This is a genomic window from Microcoleus sp. SVA1B4, assembly GCF_036700545.1.
Classification (GTDB): Bacteria; Cyanobacteriota; Cyanobacteriia; order Cyanobacteriales; family Microcoleaceae; genus Microcoleus.
Genome location: NZ_JAUBPB010000012.1, coordinates 78980 through 93582, shown reverse-complemented (window position 1 = coordinate 93582; position 14603 = coordinate 78980). Strand labels below are relative to the sequence as shown.

Genomic DNA, 14603 nt, shown 5'->3' with positions numbered 1-14603 from the left:
AGCTAAAGTCGGTTGAAACCGACTGAAGAATGGTGATAAATAATCGATTATGGTGACAAATACTCGATTGTTTATTTAATTTGCTTTTCAGTCCTCTTTTAGAGGACTTTCGCTATGAGACGGGGGTTTCAACCCCCGGCGGACTTGTGGGATAGCGTGGGGATTGTGGCGGCGGGGATTTTGGCGGCCCGAATGTACGATCGACCTTTTGGTAAAATTTGGGTGAGGGGCGATCGAGCTTAAATTTGATAAAATTAGATATCTGGAAAACATCTGAACGATGCTAAATGTTTGACTCAGACAAGTACAGCAGCTTGCTATCTCAATATCAACCTCGGATTATCAAAAACGAACATGAAAACGAGAGATTTTTAGAAATCGTTGAAAGCTTGCTCTCCCGCAAAAATCTCACTCCAGAAGAAGATAATCTGCTAGAACTCTTAGTCAAACTCATTGAAGATTTTGAGGAAAAGCATTATCAAATCGTAACCGACCACCTGTAAAATAATAAAAAGGCTATAGGTGATTTTTATGGCGCGTCTTACCGATCGAGCTTTTGAAATTTTGCGGGCCGAAGTTGACAAGTGCGCGGCGGCTGATAGTCTAGGCGGTGATGTCTACCGACGGATGGTAATCAAGCGGTTGGAGAAGTTACGATCGCAAAACGGCACTTTCGCCTCAAAAGAAGAAATCCGCGATACCTTCAAAGACGAATTTCCCAACTTCAGCGAACAAGCTCTCAAAGCTGCCGTCAAAGCCAACCGCCCGCCCGGATTGTTCGGTAAAATCATCTTTGCTGGGAGTTTGCTGGGAAGTGCAGCAGGGATAGTTTGGCTGATTAACCTGCCTTTTCCGATGATTCGCTTGCCCGTGGCGAAAACAATGCCGATATTATTGCTGCCGAGTTTTATGAGTATGGATCACAATTACCGGCAGGCGATCGCCCTTGTGGAACAATCCGATCAACTAATCAATAAAGCCACGGCTGTCGCTGATTTTGACTTGGGCGAAATAAAAGCAAAAGAGGCTCAAAAACACCTCGACGCCTTGCCGGTTTGGTTTTTAGGTTACTATCCACAAACTTACTGCAATTTTTTCGGCTGCCGTTGGCGGTTTACAGTCGATGAATTTCAAGCCGCCCGCAAAAATGTCGGGCGAATGGAGGCTCAGATTTTCCAGCAAAAAAATGCTTTTACTCAGTTAAATCAAGTCGAACAAACGCTAAAGGCGGCGAAACAGCAGTATCAGGAAGCAAAAACGGCTGCGGATAGACAAAAAGCAACGGTAAATTGGCAAAGTGCGATCGACCAACTCAATCAAATTCCCGCCGACACCCTCGCGGGAGAAACGGCTCAGCAGAAACTCCAAGCAGCAGAGAGAGATTTTAAAGCAATGGGCGGTGTAGCCACCGGATCGGTGCGTGCGGACAACTTAATCGAAGCAGCAAAAGAATTTGCCTTAACTGCCGCTGTAGCATCCCAGAAACCGCCTCATTCAGCAGAAAGTTGGCAAAAAATAGCAGATTTGTGGCAAGCTGCCATTGAGAGACTCAGCCAAATTACATTTGATAATCCGGGCTATCTTGATGCTCAAACAAAACTAGCTGAATATCAAAATAATTTAGGCACTACAAAGATTCGACTGACAGCAGAGAGAGAGTCAGTGGAAGCTTTGAACCAGGCTAAGAGCTTGTTTGCTTCCTTGCAAAATAATGTAAATTCTCCCCGTCAAAATCCCGGTTACGCCCTCGGCCACTTGCAAGAAATTATCAATCAATTAGAATCCGTCAAACCAGGCACAACGGTTTATCCCGAATCCCAAAAATGGCTGCAATCTGCTCGCAAGAAACAGCAAGAATGGCAAAAGAATTAGTCAGTTGTCAGTTGTCAGTTGTCAGTTGTCAGTCAACCGTCAACCGTCAACCGTCAACCGTCAACCGTCAACTAACAAATTACCAATTCGGGTCAACATACAGATTAATTGTCACTTGCTTTTTCCCCGAAGGGATGCCGGAAATACAAGCACAAATCGTATCTCCGCCATCAATTTCTACTTCGCAAGCGTGACAAGAACCCATGAGACAGCCAGTAGGAATAGAAACCCCTGCACGTTTGGCTACATCTAATAAAAGCTCTCCCGGTTCAGCTTCAACTGTCACGTTATCTGGTAAAAAACAAACTTTTGTCATTGAATTTGAACCTCAACTCTAATAAACAATAATCAACAGTCAACAGTCAACAGTCAACAGTCAACAGTCAACTAATTAACCTAAAATATGCTTGATATCTAAATGCTTTTCCACGGTATCTGCTAGAGAGTCTAACAGAGTTTCTCGGTGTTCTCTGTAATTAGGAATACCAGTAGGCAATGCGCGGAGTCCCCGCTGCTGCCGCAAGTGATTTAACCAAGCTCGCCGCCAAGCTCCGTTGTCAAAGATGCCGTGCAAGTATGTACCCCAAATTGATTGAGAAGTGTTGACAATTCCTAAACTAGCATCGTCAAATAGCGCTTGAGTCAAATCTGACTCTAGGATTTGCGTTTTTCCTTGATGAATTTCGTAACCGGAAACTGGTAAACCCGGTTGAGGATAGTTAGATGTTACGATTCGTTGGCGGGCAATTTTGTTCGGTGCCATCGTAGTTTTCAAAGGCAGCAATCCCAATCCTGGAAATTCTCCCTTTTCTCCCTCAACGCCTTCTTTATCTGTGATACTTTCTCCCAACATCTGAAAGCCGCCACAAACTCCCATGACTGTACCGCCAGCTACTAAATAATTTTGAATAGCTTTTGCCATACCTGTTTGGCGCAGCACGTGCAAATCGGAAATTGTAGTTTTAGAGCCTGGTAAAATTACGGCGTCTGGATGGCCTAACTGGTCTTTTGGGCTGACATATTTAACGGTGACGGAAGTTTCCGACTCTAGGGGGTCAAAGTCGGTAAAATTGGAAATTCGGGGCAGGCGGATGACGGAAATATTTATGTCGGTTTGAGAATTGGGAGAACGTCGATCGAGCAAATCGAGAGAATCTTCTGAGGGAAACACTTCGTCTATCCAAGGAATCACCCCAACTACCGGGATTCCCGTCCTTTCTTCTAGCCAAGTCAGGCCCGGATCTAAGATCGATTTTTGCCCTCGGAACTTATTAATAATGAATCCTTTAATTAAAGCTCGTTCGTCGGGATCGAGCAATTCCAAAGTACCGATGATGTGAGCAAAAGCACCGCCGCGATCGATATCAACTACTAGCAAAGTCCGAGCCTTTAAATATTTAGCTACCCGCATATTTGTTAAATCGCGGTGTTTGAGATTAATCTCAGCAGGGCTGCCTGCTCCCTCACACACAATCATGTCAAATTCTTGCTTGAGAAATTCTAAAGAGTCCCGAATAGCTTGCCAGCCGATATCGAAATACTGCTCGTAATATTGAGATGCTCGCACATTGGCGATCGCCCTGCCCTTGACAATCAATTGAGAAGTCATGTCTCCTTGTGGCTTGAGCAAAATCGGATTCATTTCTACCCAAGGTGCGACGCCCGCAGCCCAAGCTTGCACTGCTTGAGCGTAACCAATCTCTCCGCCGGCCGCTGTGACATAGGAATTCAGTGCCATATTCTGACCTTTAAACGGAGTTACCCGCCAGCCTCGCCGAGAAAAGATTCGACACAAAGCTGCAACCAGTAAAGATTTCCCTGCGTGAGATGTTGTTCCCACGACCATAATTGCTTTCATAATATTAAAAGAGAAGGAAGAAGGAAGTTCGGCAACGGATTCTGTAACGGATGTAACGGATGTAACGGATATAACGGATGTAACGGATGTCAGGAAGAAGGAAGAAGGAAGAAGTAAAAAGTAAAAAGTAAAAAGTAAAAAGTAAAAAGTAAGAAGGCAGAAGGCAGAAGGCAGAAGGCAGAAGGCAGAATCAAAAAAAATTCTGGTTTCTACCTTTTGCTTTTTGGCTCAAGATGATGGCTTATCTTCGCCGGATACATTCTCAGACTTGGATTCAGTAGTCGGTTTAGCAGTTTCGACTAGATTCGGATCGGGGGGATTCGGGCGAATCAATTCAGTTTGTTCTCCCTCAGAAGATGGTGTTTTATCTGTGGATTCGATCGAGATCACTGATACTGAAACCGTTTCCACCTGCACGCTCAACCCAGGTTCTCCCGGTATTTCTATCTCTACAGGCGCTGCCATTTCCACCACAGTCATTTCCAGAGATACAGCAGGGGCTTCTGCTTCCGGTACGCCTGCTGCTTCCGGTTCACCAACAGCAGCCAGCGGTGTCTGGGTTTCCAGAGATAAAGCAGGGGCTGCTGCTTCCGGTTCACCAACCGCAGCCAGAGGTGTCTGGGTGTCAGCGGACGATCGATCTTCGATCGTCCCGTCCCCTATTTTGTCAGAACTCGCGGTTTCTGTAGCCATCAACTCGGCCATTGCTTCAACATCGTTGGGAAACGGCACTCCAAGGCTTGTTTCCACAGCAGTGTTGCTGGTTTCGGCTGCCACTTCCGCAGCCGCCTGGGCTAATTCGGATTCGAGAATTTGGTCAATACCCGATGCTGGAGTTGCCGTTATTTGAGATTCAGGTGCGATCGATTCTGGAGTCACTGAAGGTTTTGGCGTCTGCGGAGTTGCATCAGATTTGTTTTTACCCGCACCCCGTCCCAACATACCGCCGAGACTATTTTTGATGTTGTCAAACAGACTACCGAAACCGCCGGATTTTTTAGCTGGTTTAGGAGGAGTAGGAGGAGTTGGGGCCGCCGTTGGGGCCGCCGCTGCCGCTGCCGCCTGCGACTCTTTAACGGCTGTCCTCCATTCTGTTTCCTCGTCAAAATCATCGACTTCTGGCTGCTGTGGAGGCTCTGGCTGAGCCTCTGCTGGCTCCACACTTGGCGCAACGGCAATTTCTGAAATTTCTAGAGGTAGAGGTAGAGGAGTGAAACTGCTGGCTAATTCTGCTGGGGTTGGTGAAGTCTCAGCAGCAGGAGTTTCGACTGAAAACACTGGTATTTCTGCAATTGCAGGTGGTTTTGAGTCGGGAATTTTCAAGTCAGGGGCGATCGCACTTTCGGCCGAAAGTGCGATCGCATTTTCAGCAATACTTTCAGCTATGGGGGAAATCGCCGGCTGTTCCTCTAGCTTTACCTCGCCCTTATCCACAGTGGGTGCTGGAACCACATCAGTTTTCGGTTTGGGCGATCGAACAAACTTAGGTTTTTTCGCCGCTGCTGCGGGTTCTTTTTTCTTGGCAAACAAGCCAGTAAACGGCACGCCTGCTGCAGCCAACTTCGCCGACTGAGGAATCGGCGTTTGCTCAGCAATCGGCGTCACCTGCCGGCGCAAAGTCAGAGTTTCCCAGGCAAACCAGCCCAACATCGCCACGCCCGCCATTTGACCAAGCAGGAGAGCACCAGTAATTCGTCCCGCACAAGCCCATAAAATTAACGCATAAAAAAGCCCTACCCCGCTCCAGGTAAAATCACTTTTGCGGTGCACTTCTGGAAAAAAGAAGGCCGCCATGTAAATACTGAAGCTGCCTAGACCGACCGCTAACGCCAGAATGTATGCAAGCATCTTGTCGGTACCTCCGCTGTGTCAAATAACTTCTACGCGCTAATTCTACCTTTGAGAGAGACTCAACGGCTTCTTTCTCTAGGACAATTCTTGATTTTTAGGGAAGTTTGGCAGGGAAGCAGTGTAAGGGATTTAACACGTTCAACGGATGTTGACGCCAGAAGTGCGAGTCAAGATTTCCCACTCTCCCCCACATCCCTAATGCCCATTACCCCCTAGGCTCACACCCCCTATCCCCATCACCCCCTTCTCCGTGGTGATATATGTCACTTAGACTATGCCCATGCGATCGCACCAAGCGACTGAGGATGTTTATATGTTGTAGGTGTAAGAGGAATTATGCCCTAGGGCATATGTATGGGAGAAAGTGCCATGTTAGAAAAATTATTATTAGCGGCCGGCTTAACCTTATCGCTTCAAATATTTCCCGGACTAAGCACTTCCGCGAAATTACCGAAAAATTTGGTATTGCGATCGAGCGATCGTCCGGCTCAAACCCTGAAACTTCCCATCGTTTCAGTACCTGCAGGCATCAAGCCGAATGTCCAATCCTAATGATACGTGCCAGATCATACGTGCAAGTGCGATCGGACTTAGGCAGAGCCTTTCTAATATTTTTTTCGAGCTGTCCTCTTTTCTATGTGACTGTTCACAACTCATCAGTTTGTAGTCAGGGCTTTAGTCCTCATTAATATCACCTAATAAGGACTAAAGCCCTTACTACAAACCGTAGGCCAATAATTAGTAGTAGATAAAACATTAATTCCCCTAAAATACTAAACAAATCTCAACATCAGGCTGTCTTATAGAGACATTCAAACCTTAAAAAACTTGGGAAACCTTGAGTAAAGGCTCAAAATAGATATATGATGTCAGATTGAGCTTAAAGCTAATAAGCACATTGACTATTAAATCAAGGAAAGCGAAAATGGGACTTAGCGATATTCTCTTGAATGAAAACCACAGAGAAACTTTTGTTGATGACTGTGTAAAGTTGATAGACCAACAAGTTGCAGCAGCCTCCGGATTGGGTGGTTTGGCTCTGAAAGCTGCCTACTCTACTGTCAAGGGGATACGGGCTGACTATTGCGCCCAAGTCGTCGATCAACTTCTGCCAGAAATCTCGATCGCACTCGATCCGATGTGGGCTGAAGGGGTAAACAATGGCAACCCAGTAGAATATCTAGCCCAAAGAAAAGGTGAAGTAGCAGACGAATTGCTCCAAATCAGCGACAAAAGGGTCGAGAAAAGCACAAGATCGATGGTTAAAGGCGCCTATGCCAAACTCCGCCCCTCAGCCAAGAATTACGTGGAAAAGGGAGTACCCGATTTAGCCGAAATTATTAATAAACATAGTGCGGCCGGATAAGTGAGCAACGGCTAAAAACAAAATACCCAGATACCCGGCTTCTTCAAGAAATCGGGTATCTAAAATCCGACTTATTCGTAAGTTTGTAGTTAGGAGGGAGAGTCATAATTTTATGCTTATCCATTGCCAATTACCCATTGATTTGCAGCCAATATTTTCAACATCGCCTGTCCGGTAATTCCCAACCCCAAAAACATTACAAACATCGCACTAATCGCAGGCAGAAATTTGACTGCTGTTATCTGTTTGGGCAGTTTATCAAAATTCCGTTTGGCATAAACTAAGATTAATCCGATCGCACTCAGCACTAAAGCCAATCCCAAACTAAACGCTACCACTAGCGTCATTCCCAAACCAACATTGCCCAAAGCCGACGCACTCAACAGCATCACCAAAGCGGAAGGACAAGGCAACAAACCGCCGGAAATTCCCAACGCCAATAAGCTTTTCCAAGTAATAGGATCACCGTCAGCACCGGGAGGCAAATGCGAATGAATCCGGCCGTCTCCGTGATGGTGGTAGTGGTGAGATATATCGGGTTTTACAGGTGTAAATTCTCTCTCCCAACTTCCTCTATTTAAAAGGTTTACTGGTTCCTCACGGTTTATATTAAGGAGTTCCGTCCTTAAAAACCAGTTTTTATTAAAACTTTTAGTCTTAATTTTTTTGATGAATTCAGTTTTCACAACTAATACCAATTTTAAAAAAGAATGCAACAGTATTCTTGTTCCCCCCCTTTGCAAGGGGGGGCTAGGGGGGGTCGAAGAGTGTTGCACGATTTTAGATAAATGGTATAACCTAGTCTTGATTTTTTCTAAGAGTAAATTTAGCCCGATGAAAGCTACTAATAAACCTGAGATTAAACTCAGCCAAGGATCTAATTTTTCTGGGTCAATTAAGTTAGAAGCAAACAAAGTAATTCCGCCCACAGCAAACACGCCTGCAGTGTGAGTAATTGTAGTCGTCGCAGCTAGAAATAAAGCGTGTATCGGAGTAGCCCGCGAACCCACTAAATAAGCGCCGACTATGGTTTTTCCGTGTCCGGGCGACATCGCGTGCACGCATCCCCAAGCAAATGCTCCCGCTATTGCTAGCAGCAAACTCCAACCTGAATCCCAGATTGATTCATTTTCACCTAACAAAAAATCCCGGTTTTGCGGCGTAAACACAAAGCTTTTTACAGCCCCTGCTTGCACAATCGTAGCTTGACAGCTAGCTGTCGGAACTCCGGGCAAAAACAGATTGTAATTAATCCGAAAATTAGGTTTGGAGATGGAAATTGCATGAGGTAAACCGGGCGTTTTATCTTGAGAAGGTGCGGGCCAGGTGTAGTCTAAAATTAAGGTGCTGTGGGTATTGGGCTGCTGTAGTAAGCTGGGGGTTTTAGCTGCTATTTCTAGCGGTTTTACTGCTACGGAGCCTTGAATGTTGCTACTGTTTGTGAGGCGGATTTGTTGGCTAAAAAACTTTTCTAGCTGTGTTTGGTGGCTGCGAACTTCAGCAGGTTGTAGCTGGCTGTCTCGATTGTCGTCGGCGAAGTTTGTTAAGCCGGTTGGGAAAGTTAATGTTATTTCGGTTTGCAAATCGTTGACTACTATTTCTGCTACGGATAAGTCTGCCCAGTGTGAGTAAACTGGTCGGGTTGAGGTTGTTAGTAACAAGGAAAGTGTCAGAAAAAATAGGATAAATAATTGGGAAAGTCGGTTCATTTTGTACAGCATAAATTCCTTTTTTTTGTAAGTTTTTTGGTAAGTAGTTTGTGTGTGTTGGGATTTTTTAGGCGATCGCTCTTTTCGTGAGTCTCACAGTCCGCCGGGGATTGAAATCCCCGTCTCATAGCGAAAGTCGGTTGAAACCGACTGAATAGCTAATCAAATTCAACAATTGCGGATTTCATTCCTATGCAAGAGGACTTAAGCTTTTAGCCAGGGGTTTCAACCCCTGGCGGATTGACGGAATGGCGAATTTGGCCGAATGGCTGCTATTAGCTAATCTCAAAATTCATAACTTCCCAAACCCAATGCTTGGCGAGCTCGATCGTCAAAATTCGGGTCAATTTCCTTTGACTTTTGAAAATAAGCGCGAGATTCAGCATCCTTACCTAAAGTCCGGGCGATCGCACCAGCCCGGTAAAACATCCCCGCATCCCGAATCCCCGATCGCACTATTTCGGCCATCACTCGATCGGCCTTTTGCGATTCCCCAGCAGCGGAAAGCGCCCAGGCTAAAGTATCCAGCGTGACAGTATCCCGGCGAATTTTCACCTCCTCCTGCATTAACGCCAGCGCTTCCGCGACATCCTGCGATCGACCTTTTTCCAGCAGCAAACTTGCCAAATCCCTGCGGTGGCCAAAACCGCCAGATCCAGAAACCTGTTCCTGTCGCAGCCCCGCTTCTGCTTTGTCGCGAAGTCGCCGGGATTCGATCGCATCTCCCTGCAAATCCTTCACCCTCGCCATACCGCGATCGACAATGCGATCGAACACAGTCTCAACCCCGCCAGAATACGCAGAAACCTTGCTGTAATAGCCTTCCGCCTCCCGATAATTGCCCTGCCGCGTCTCCAAATCCGCCAAATAAATCAGCGCCAGCGGGTATCGTGGCACCAACCGCAGCGCCTCCAAAAACAGCGCTTTCGCCTGCACAAACTGCCCGCGACGCGCGTAAAATCGACCCAAGAGCGATCGGGCCCGCGCCGAACCAGCAACCTCTCCCGGTTCCTCCGCCGCCATTGCTTGGCGGTAATCCTGCAAAACCTCAGCATCTCGGCCCTGAGACTCTCTCACTAAAGCTCTCAAAGTGAGAGAACCCAAGTTCGGAATCCGGTTAACTAAGGCTTCTGCGGCTACATTTGCCTCGCTCACTTTTCCCATCGCTAAGTGAGATGTAACTGAAAGGGCGATCGCATCTTCATTGTCAGAACCCGCCTGTTTAGCAAAGCGCAAAGCAGTAGCAAAATCGTGTCTTGCCTCAGCAATTCGAGCTAAAACTAACAGCGCACCTTGGTTGTCAAAAGGCAAATCGGCGATCGACCTTTGAGCCGCCTGTTCCGCCAATAAAAACCAACCTCCCTCCCCAGTAGCGCGAGCCATTTTTAAATAAGATCCTGCCAGTGCCGCCCGGTTCAAACCGCTGCGGGAATCAACTGCCAACCGCTGCTGGTAAAAAGCAATCTCTTGCTGAATTGCTTCTTTTTGATTGGGATTATTTCTCAAACTTTCCGAAAAATGATAGCGGTAATTAGTATCGAGATTTTCGGGACTTTGGTTTAAAAAAATATCTGAAATAAAACGCCAATTAGGAGGTAAATTCACTACTACCATCCCAACTAAAGGAACCACTATCAGCAGCCAATACGAGACAATATCCGATTTTATTTTGTGTTGAATTTTAGTTTTCATACATCCGCGTTAATCAGCGTTCATCTGCGGTTCAAAAAAGTATTTTCAATATGTCATTAGCCAATAAGCAATGACTAATGACTAATGACTAATTAGGCAAAGCCAAATAAGGAAAAGTCGGTTCTAAAGGTTTGTGTCCCTGAGCCGGATTTCCCGGAGTTCCGTTATATGAAACGTTATCCCCAACCGGAGAACCCACCAAAGCTCCCAGAGTGATATCAATAACGTCGTCCATCAGCATACGACCTCCGATCAAGCTTCCTTGAGCATTTGTAGCGCTAGCGTAGCCGCTGGTTTTTGTGGTATCGATCCGCATGACATCGGGTAAGAAAGCTCCGGCGATCGCATTTGGATCGACATTATCCCGACCGTCCAAAAGATCGACAGCATTCAAAGTAGCAACAGCTTCCTGACGCACCGGAGCAGCAGCAGCGCTCAAATCCAATCTCGGAGGAATATTATTGAATGCTTCCAGATAAGCGGGAGTAACTATCAAACCCTCATTAATTGCAGGTCTTGCCAAACGCTCGAATTGTTTAAAACCGCCAGCTCCATCCCGGATCGAAACTGTTGACCAAACATCAAAAGTATTGGCCCCTGTTCCTGCTTGCAAAAACGCTTTCGGAACGCGGACAGCAATTGTATTGACGTTGTAACCTTTAGTAAAGTCGATCGCTTGACTCGGTTCTTTAAAAGCAGTGCGCGGCCCCGTTCCCAAAGCTGCGGCGCGAACTCGGAAAAATTGTTCCACATCAAAGAAAAACGGGTCTTCGCGTAAACCCGCAAATACAGTCAAGTTAGAACCGCCCACAGGTACTGTATTCACAACAGCATTAGAATTCAGCGGAGTTGTGGCAATTAGCCCGCCGTTAACTGTAGTCTTAGCAACAGTCTCCGAGCCGTTGCGAACAACAGTTACAGCTACCGCTTGCATACCTCTATTGTTAGGCGGACTGAAGGCAAACCGCAAGATAATATCCGAACGTCCAGTAGGTGTAGAATTCACGTCACTTACTTGCGTGATGTGAAATTGGTAGAGGGCTGTAGTGCTGAAATAATATTGATAACGGGCGACAGACCTGGGATTTGAATTCATGGTAAATACTAAATCCCCGTCCGCAGCACCGGAGTTTTGGTCTTTTTCGCGATATACATATAGGTCAGTTAAATTGACCGCGCGACCTTTGATATCTACTTCGCCGTCGTCGTGGTCAGAAGCGACAATTATCCCTGGAGTTAATAGAGCAATTAGAGCTACTTCAATAGCTAGTATGGTTCGGCGAATTTTTTGTGTGAGCTTCACAGTTAGCACCTTTATTTCAATGAATTTTTTGCACAAATCAATGGTAAATAACCCGCATTCGCGGGTTTTACTTTTGTAGCAACAGGTTGAAATCTGTCAACCTGTCGGGCTTTTGCGCTATTGCTGAGCCTTCTCCTATTGGTGGTATACGAAGGTTTGGCAATTTTGGATCTGTGCTTCAAGATAAATTTATGGAAAAAAGTGTGTTATTGAGGATTTACTCGTTCCCGGACTATGCTTGGGAATGCCTGCTCCCAGACAAGGCTTCCCTCGATCGAGTGGAGCCACAGCCTCGCTTATACGGGTTCCCAGGCTCTTCTTGGGAGCGATCGAACAAAGCTTGGGAACGAGTGAATGGCGCTGTTTTGAGTGTTCAGGCTCCGGGCATTTCTTCGTTCTGCATAAAGCGGATTGCTAAGTCTCAACCAAATCATTAATTAGGTGGTAAAATTCCAGATGACTTGGGATTTTTACAATTCAAAGCACGACAAAGTTAGCCTAAAAAGGCATACTCCAGTTTGTACCCCAACTTCAAACTTACAATTATGTTCTGTAGTGATATACGCCGAATTTTTAATTTTGGATCTGTGCAGTCAAAACAAAAATTTTAGGTACACTGAGATGACAGGCCAGAAGTCAGGCGATGAATCGCTGCTTTTAGTGCAGATTGCCCAGAAAGACCAAACGGCATTAGCTAAACTTTACGATCGCTACGGTCGCCCAAGTTACGCTCTCGCTTACAAAATCCTGGGTTCGGTAGAAGAAGCTGAAGAAGTGGTAATCGATGTTTTTTCCCAAATTTGGCAAAAAGCAGCAACTTACGATCCTTCTCGCAGTCGAGCAGATACGTGGTTGTTCATGCTGACCCGCAGTCGTTCCCTCGATCGGCTGCGAGCGATGCAGCGAACAGTCCGGGCTGCTGAAGCTTGTCTGGAAGAGGCTAAAATACCCATCTCTAGCGTTGCAGAACCGATGGAAGATGCAATGTTTAAAGAACGCCGCGAACAAGTCCAAGCAGCCTTAGAAAAACTGCCAAAGGAACAGCAACAGGCGATCGAACTCGCTTACTACCAAGGGCTGACTTGCGCGGCGATATCAGCTAAAACTGGTATCCCCACAGGTACAATCAAAACCAGAATTCGATTGGGTATTTCCAAATTGCGTCAAGCTTTGAGCGAAGAATTTTAGATTGTCAAAAAATTAAATTTAAGTTGTTTAACATCAATCTAAAATTCTGGCATCTCCCATCATCCATCTTGAGTGCGAGGGCAGCAGACCAATTTCAAGTTTAAAATTAACCTAGGCTGAATTACAATTAATGGCGGAAAACAGATGGAAATGATGCCAGACGAGGAATATAAAATCCTTGCAGCCCTTCAAGCTCTCGATCTCCTCGACGAGTCAGAACGCGGCGCATTTGCAGAGAAATTGAAAGAGTCCGCAGAACTTACAAGTGAATTAGCTGCTTTGGAATCAACAATTGCCGCGATCGCCTACACAGCCCCCCCAGTTCCCGTCGCACCCGACCTGAAAAACCGCCTGTTACAGCGCATAGCCGAACTGCCGCCAATCCCGGCAGAATCAGTCAATATAAAGCCAATTGTTACCTCTCCAACCGAGAACAATACTCCATCTTTAATAGTGCGATCGCACGATGTCAAATGGAAATCTTATGGAGTTCCGGGACTTTCGTTTGGCAAGCTTTATATTGACAAACAAAAGCGCGAAATTACCTGCTTGATGCGACTAGAACCGGGAGTAACATTTCCCATGCACCGACACGCTGGCTCGGAGGAAGTGCTTGTATTAGAAGGAGACTTAATTGTAGAAGGGGAAATTTGCCATCAAGGCGACTACATTCGATCGGTTCCCGGTTCCACACATTCGCCCCTGACACAAGGGGGATGTTTGCTGTTAATGAAAACTTCCCTAGACAACGAAATGTTTGTCTGATATTATTTTTGTTGAATTGCCGACAGCTTGGAGGGCGGGTTTATGTAGATTTTTAGTTAGAATTACAGATTGTTGGTGAAACCCGCCCCTACAATTATTTTGGTTAATTTACCGGACGCGATCTAACTCAAAAACACCCGCATTGCTCGCCATTCGGCGGTTAGAAATGCCAACTCTATCACGTAATTACAATGCTAAAATACTCGCATATAACTGCTGTTTTGTCCGCCCTTATTATTATACAATTGGTTCCCAGCGACAAAAGCGCGATCGCCCAAGAACGCGAAGGATGTTTTCTTGTTAATTCAGTGGGAGAAGTAATTAACTTAAATTTGTTGTGTTCGCCTCAAGAATCCGACATTAAGCTGACAGGAAACGATGGGAAATTTCTCGAAGACTATCAACGCTTAGCAAAAAGCTACTCTCCCGAAGCAACGGATAATTTACTGCAAGCAATCCGAAGGGCCCCTGGTCAAAAAATTGCGGCCGCTAAAAGAATGTGTGCGGAAGCAAAATCGGGAGTTTCTCTGCCGGAAGTTAAATTAAGAGCGATCGGGCAAGCTGTCAGTATCGAAAATCCAAGTCTCAAAGAAAGTTTTCTCGCCGATGCGGATATTATTACCACCCTTGCCGCCAATCATTATTGCCCGGAATTAGCCAGTAAGTAATATCATGAAATCTGTCAGTCCTCCCGCTCACCGGCAGTCCGCCAGGGAATGAATTCCCTGTCTCATAGGTAAAGTCCTCTCAAAGAGGACTGAAGAACTCATTAGTCCTCGTAGCGAGGAATTTCGCTTTGAGCCAGGGGTTTCAACAATAGCCGGACTGAGGGTTTAACGTTAAGTTGACACGCCTTGGGTAAGGCATTATTTCAGTTTTGATTTTACAGGAGTGCAAGGGGGAACGATCGCACTTCTAAAAAACGCTTTTTACAAAACTGAGATTCTCCCACGGTAATACGGCGTCTTCACTTGCAGCTACAATATGAATTGTCCTCTT

15 protein-coding genes are annotated in these 14603 nt (G+C 46.0%); 9 read left to right on the top strand and 6 right to left on the bottom strand.

Annotation, left to right across the window (positions count from 1 at the left end; genetic code table 11):
• Positions 1-114 precede the first annotated feature (114 nt).
• The 3 genes from QT987_RS08625 to QT987_RS08615 are packed head-to-tail and all read left to right on the top strand — an operon-like array spanning position 115 to position 1872.
• Entirely contained in the window at positions 115-243 is a 129-nt protein-coding gene (locus QT987_RS08625) for a hypothetical protein (protein WP_333239009.1), read from the top strand.
• Positions 244-287: 44 nt separating this feature from the next.
• A complete protein-coding gene (locus tag QT987_RS08620) occupies positions 288-503 on the top strand; it encodes a hypothetical protein (RefSeq protein ID WP_333239008.1) in 216 nt (71 codons plus the stop codon).
• Positions 504-531: 28 nt separating this feature from the next.
• Complete coding sequence (locus QT987_RS08615; RefSeq protein WP_333239006.1) at positions 532-1872, top strand: hypothetical protein; 1341 nt, start codon at positions 532-534, stop codon at positions 1870-1872.
• Positions 1873-1951: 79 nt separating this feature from the next.
• On the opposite strand, the gene QT987_RS08610 is transcribed toward QT987_RS08615, so the two are convergent.
• The 3 genes from QT987_RS08610 to QT987_RS08600 form a co-directional block, all read right to left on the bottom strand.
• On the bottom strand, positions 1952-2188 hold the full coding sequence (locus QT987_RS08610) for a 2Fe-2S iron-sulfur cluster binding domain-containing protein (RefSeq protein WP_333239004.1): 237 nt from the start codon (positions 2186-2188) through the stop codon (positions 1952-1954).
• 75 nt (positions 2189-2263) lie between these two features.
• Positions 2264-3730: a cobyric acid synthase CobQ gene (gene cobQ / locus QT987_RS08605; protein WP_333239002.1), complete on the bottom strand. Its 1467-nt coding sequence runs from the start codon at positions 3728-3730 to the stop codon at positions 2264-2266.
• 228 nt (positions 3731-3958) lie between these two features.
• Positions 3959-5578, bottom strand: a complete 1620-nt coding sequence (locus tag QT987_RS08600) for a Ycf66 family protein (protein WP_333239000.1) — start codon at positions 5576-5578, stop codon at positions 3959-3961.
• Between the two features lie 372 nt (positions 5579-5950).
• Between QT987_RS08600 and QT987_RS08595 the strand changes: the two genes are divergently transcribed.
• Both QT987_RS08595 and QT987_RS08590 read left to right on the top strand, forming a co-directional pair.
• Complete coding sequence (locus QT987_RS08595) at positions 5951-6133, top strand: hypothetical protein (protein ID WP_333238998.1); 183 nt, start codon at positions 5951-5953, stop codon at positions 6131-6133.
• Positions 6134-6506: 373 nt separating this feature from the next.
• Positions 6507-6947, top strand: a complete 441-nt coding sequence (locus tag QT987_RS08590) for a DUF6918 family protein (protein WP_333238996.1) — start codon at positions 6507-6509, stop codon at positions 6945-6947.
• Between the two features lie 116 nt (positions 6948-7063).
• On the opposite strand, the gene QT987_RS08585 is transcribed toward QT987_RS08590, so the two are convergent.
• The 3 genes from QT987_RS08585 to QT987_RS08575 form a co-directional block, all read right to left on the bottom strand.
• Positions 7064-8668, bottom strand: a complete 1605-nt coding sequence (locus tag QT987_RS08585) for a HoxN/HupN/NixA family nickel/cobalt transporter (RefSeq protein WP_333238994.1) — start codon at positions 8666-8668, stop codon at positions 7064-7066.
• A gap of 273 nt (positions 8669-8941) precedes the next feature.
• Positions 8942-10348 (bottom strand): hypothetical protein, encoded by a 1407-nt coding sequence (locus QT987_RS08580; RefSeq protein WP_333238992.1) that lies wholly within the window; start codon positions 10346-10348, stop codon positions 8942-8944.
• Positions 10349-10436: 88 nt separating this feature from the next.
• Positions 10437-11651, bottom strand: coding sequence for a DUF4331 domain-containing protein (locus tag QT987_RS08575; RefSeq protein WP_333238990.1), 1215 nt, complete (start codon positions 11649-11651; stop codon positions 10437-10439).
• Between the two features lie 191 nt (positions 11652-11842).
• Between QT987_RS08575 and QT987_RS08570 the strand changes: the two genes are divergently transcribed.
• From QT987_RS08570 to QT987_RS08555, 4 genes are all read left to right on the top strand, one after another.
• Entirely contained in the window at positions 11843-12088 is a 246-nt protein-coding gene (locus tag QT987_RS08570) for a hypothetical protein (RefSeq protein ID WP_333238988.1), read from the top strand.
• Positions 12089-12272: 184 nt separating this feature from the next.
• Positions 12273-12839 (top strand): sigma-70 family RNA polymerase sigma factor, encoded by a 567-nt coding sequence (locus QT987_RS08565; protein ID WP_333238985.1) that lies wholly within the window; start codon positions 12273-12275, stop codon positions 12837-12839.
• A 150-nt stretch (positions 12840-12989) separates the two neighbouring features.
• Complete coding sequence (locus tag QT987_RS08560; RefSeq protein ID WP_333238983.1) at positions 12990-13604, top strand: cupin domain-containing protein; 615 nt, start codon at positions 12990-12992, stop codon at positions 13602-13604.
• Positions 13605-13795: 191 nt separating this feature from the next.
• Positions 13796-14272: a DUF732 domain-containing protein gene (locus QT987_RS08555; RefSeq protein ID WP_333238981.1), complete on the top strand. Its 477-nt coding sequence runs from the start codon at positions 13796-13798 to the stop codon at positions 14270-14272.
• Positions 14273-14603: the final 331 nt, after the last annotated feature.

What these genes read in the sequence shown, in the direction of transcription:
- QT987_RS08625 (WP_333239009.1), top strand. Translation starts at nt 115, where the DNA reads ATGAGACGGGGGTTTCAACCCCCGGCGGACTTGTGGGATAGCGTGGGG.
- QT987_RS08620 (WP_333239008.1), top strand. Translation starts at nt 288, where the DNA reads ATGTTTGACTCAGACAAGTACAGCAGCTTGCTATCTCAATATCAACCT.
- QT987_RS08615 (WP_333239006.1), top strand. Translation starts at nt 532, where the DNA reads ATGGCGCGTCTTACCGATCGAGCTTTTGAAATTTTGCGGGCCGAAGTT.
- QT987_RS08610 (WP_333239004.1), bottom strand. Translation starts at nt 2,188, where the DNA reads ATGACAAAAGTTTGTTTTTTACCAGATAACGTGACAGTTGAAGCTGAA.
- cobQ (WP_333239002.1), bottom strand. Translation starts at nt 3,730, where the DNA reads ATGAAAGCAATTATGGTCGTGGGAACAACATCTCACGCAGGGAAATCT.
- QT987_RS08600 (WP_333239000.1), bottom strand. Translation starts at nt 5,578, where the DNA reads ATGCTTGCATACATTCTGGCGTTAGCGGTCGGTCTAGGCAGCTTCAGT.
- QT987_RS08595 (WP_333238998.1), top strand. Translation starts at nt 5,951, where the DNA reads ATGTTAGAAAAATTATTATTAGCGGCCGGCTTAACCTTATCGCTTCAA.
- QT987_RS08590 (WP_333238996.1), top strand. Translation starts at nt 6,507, where the DNA reads ATGGGACTTAGCGATATTCTCTTGAATGAAAACCACAGAGAAACTTTT.
- QT987_RS08585 (WP_333238994.1), bottom strand. Translation starts at nt 8,668, where the DNA reads ATGCTGTACAAAATGAACCGACTTTCCCAATTATTTATCCTATTTTTT.
- QT987_RS08580 (WP_333238992.1), bottom strand. Translation starts at nt 10,348, where the DNA reads ATGAAAACTAAAATTCAACACAAAATAAAATCGGATATTGTCTCGTAT.
- QT987_RS08570 (WP_333238988.1), top strand. Translation starts at nt 11,843, where the DNA reads ATGGAAAAAAGTGTGTTATTGAGGATTTACTCGTTCCCGGACTATGCT.
- QT987_RS08565 (WP_333238985.1), top strand. Translation starts at nt 12,273, where the DNA reads ATGACAGGCCAGAAGTCAGGCGATGAATCGCTGCTTTTAGTGCAGATT.
- QT987_RS08560 (WP_333238983.1), top strand. Translation starts at nt 12,990, where the DNA reads ATGATGCCAGACGAGGAATATAAAATCCTTGCAGCCCTTCAAGCTCTC.
- QT987_RS08555 (WP_333238981.1), top strand. Translation starts at nt 13,796, where the DNA reads ATGCTAAAATACTCGCATATAACTGCTGTTTTGTCCGCCCTTATTATT.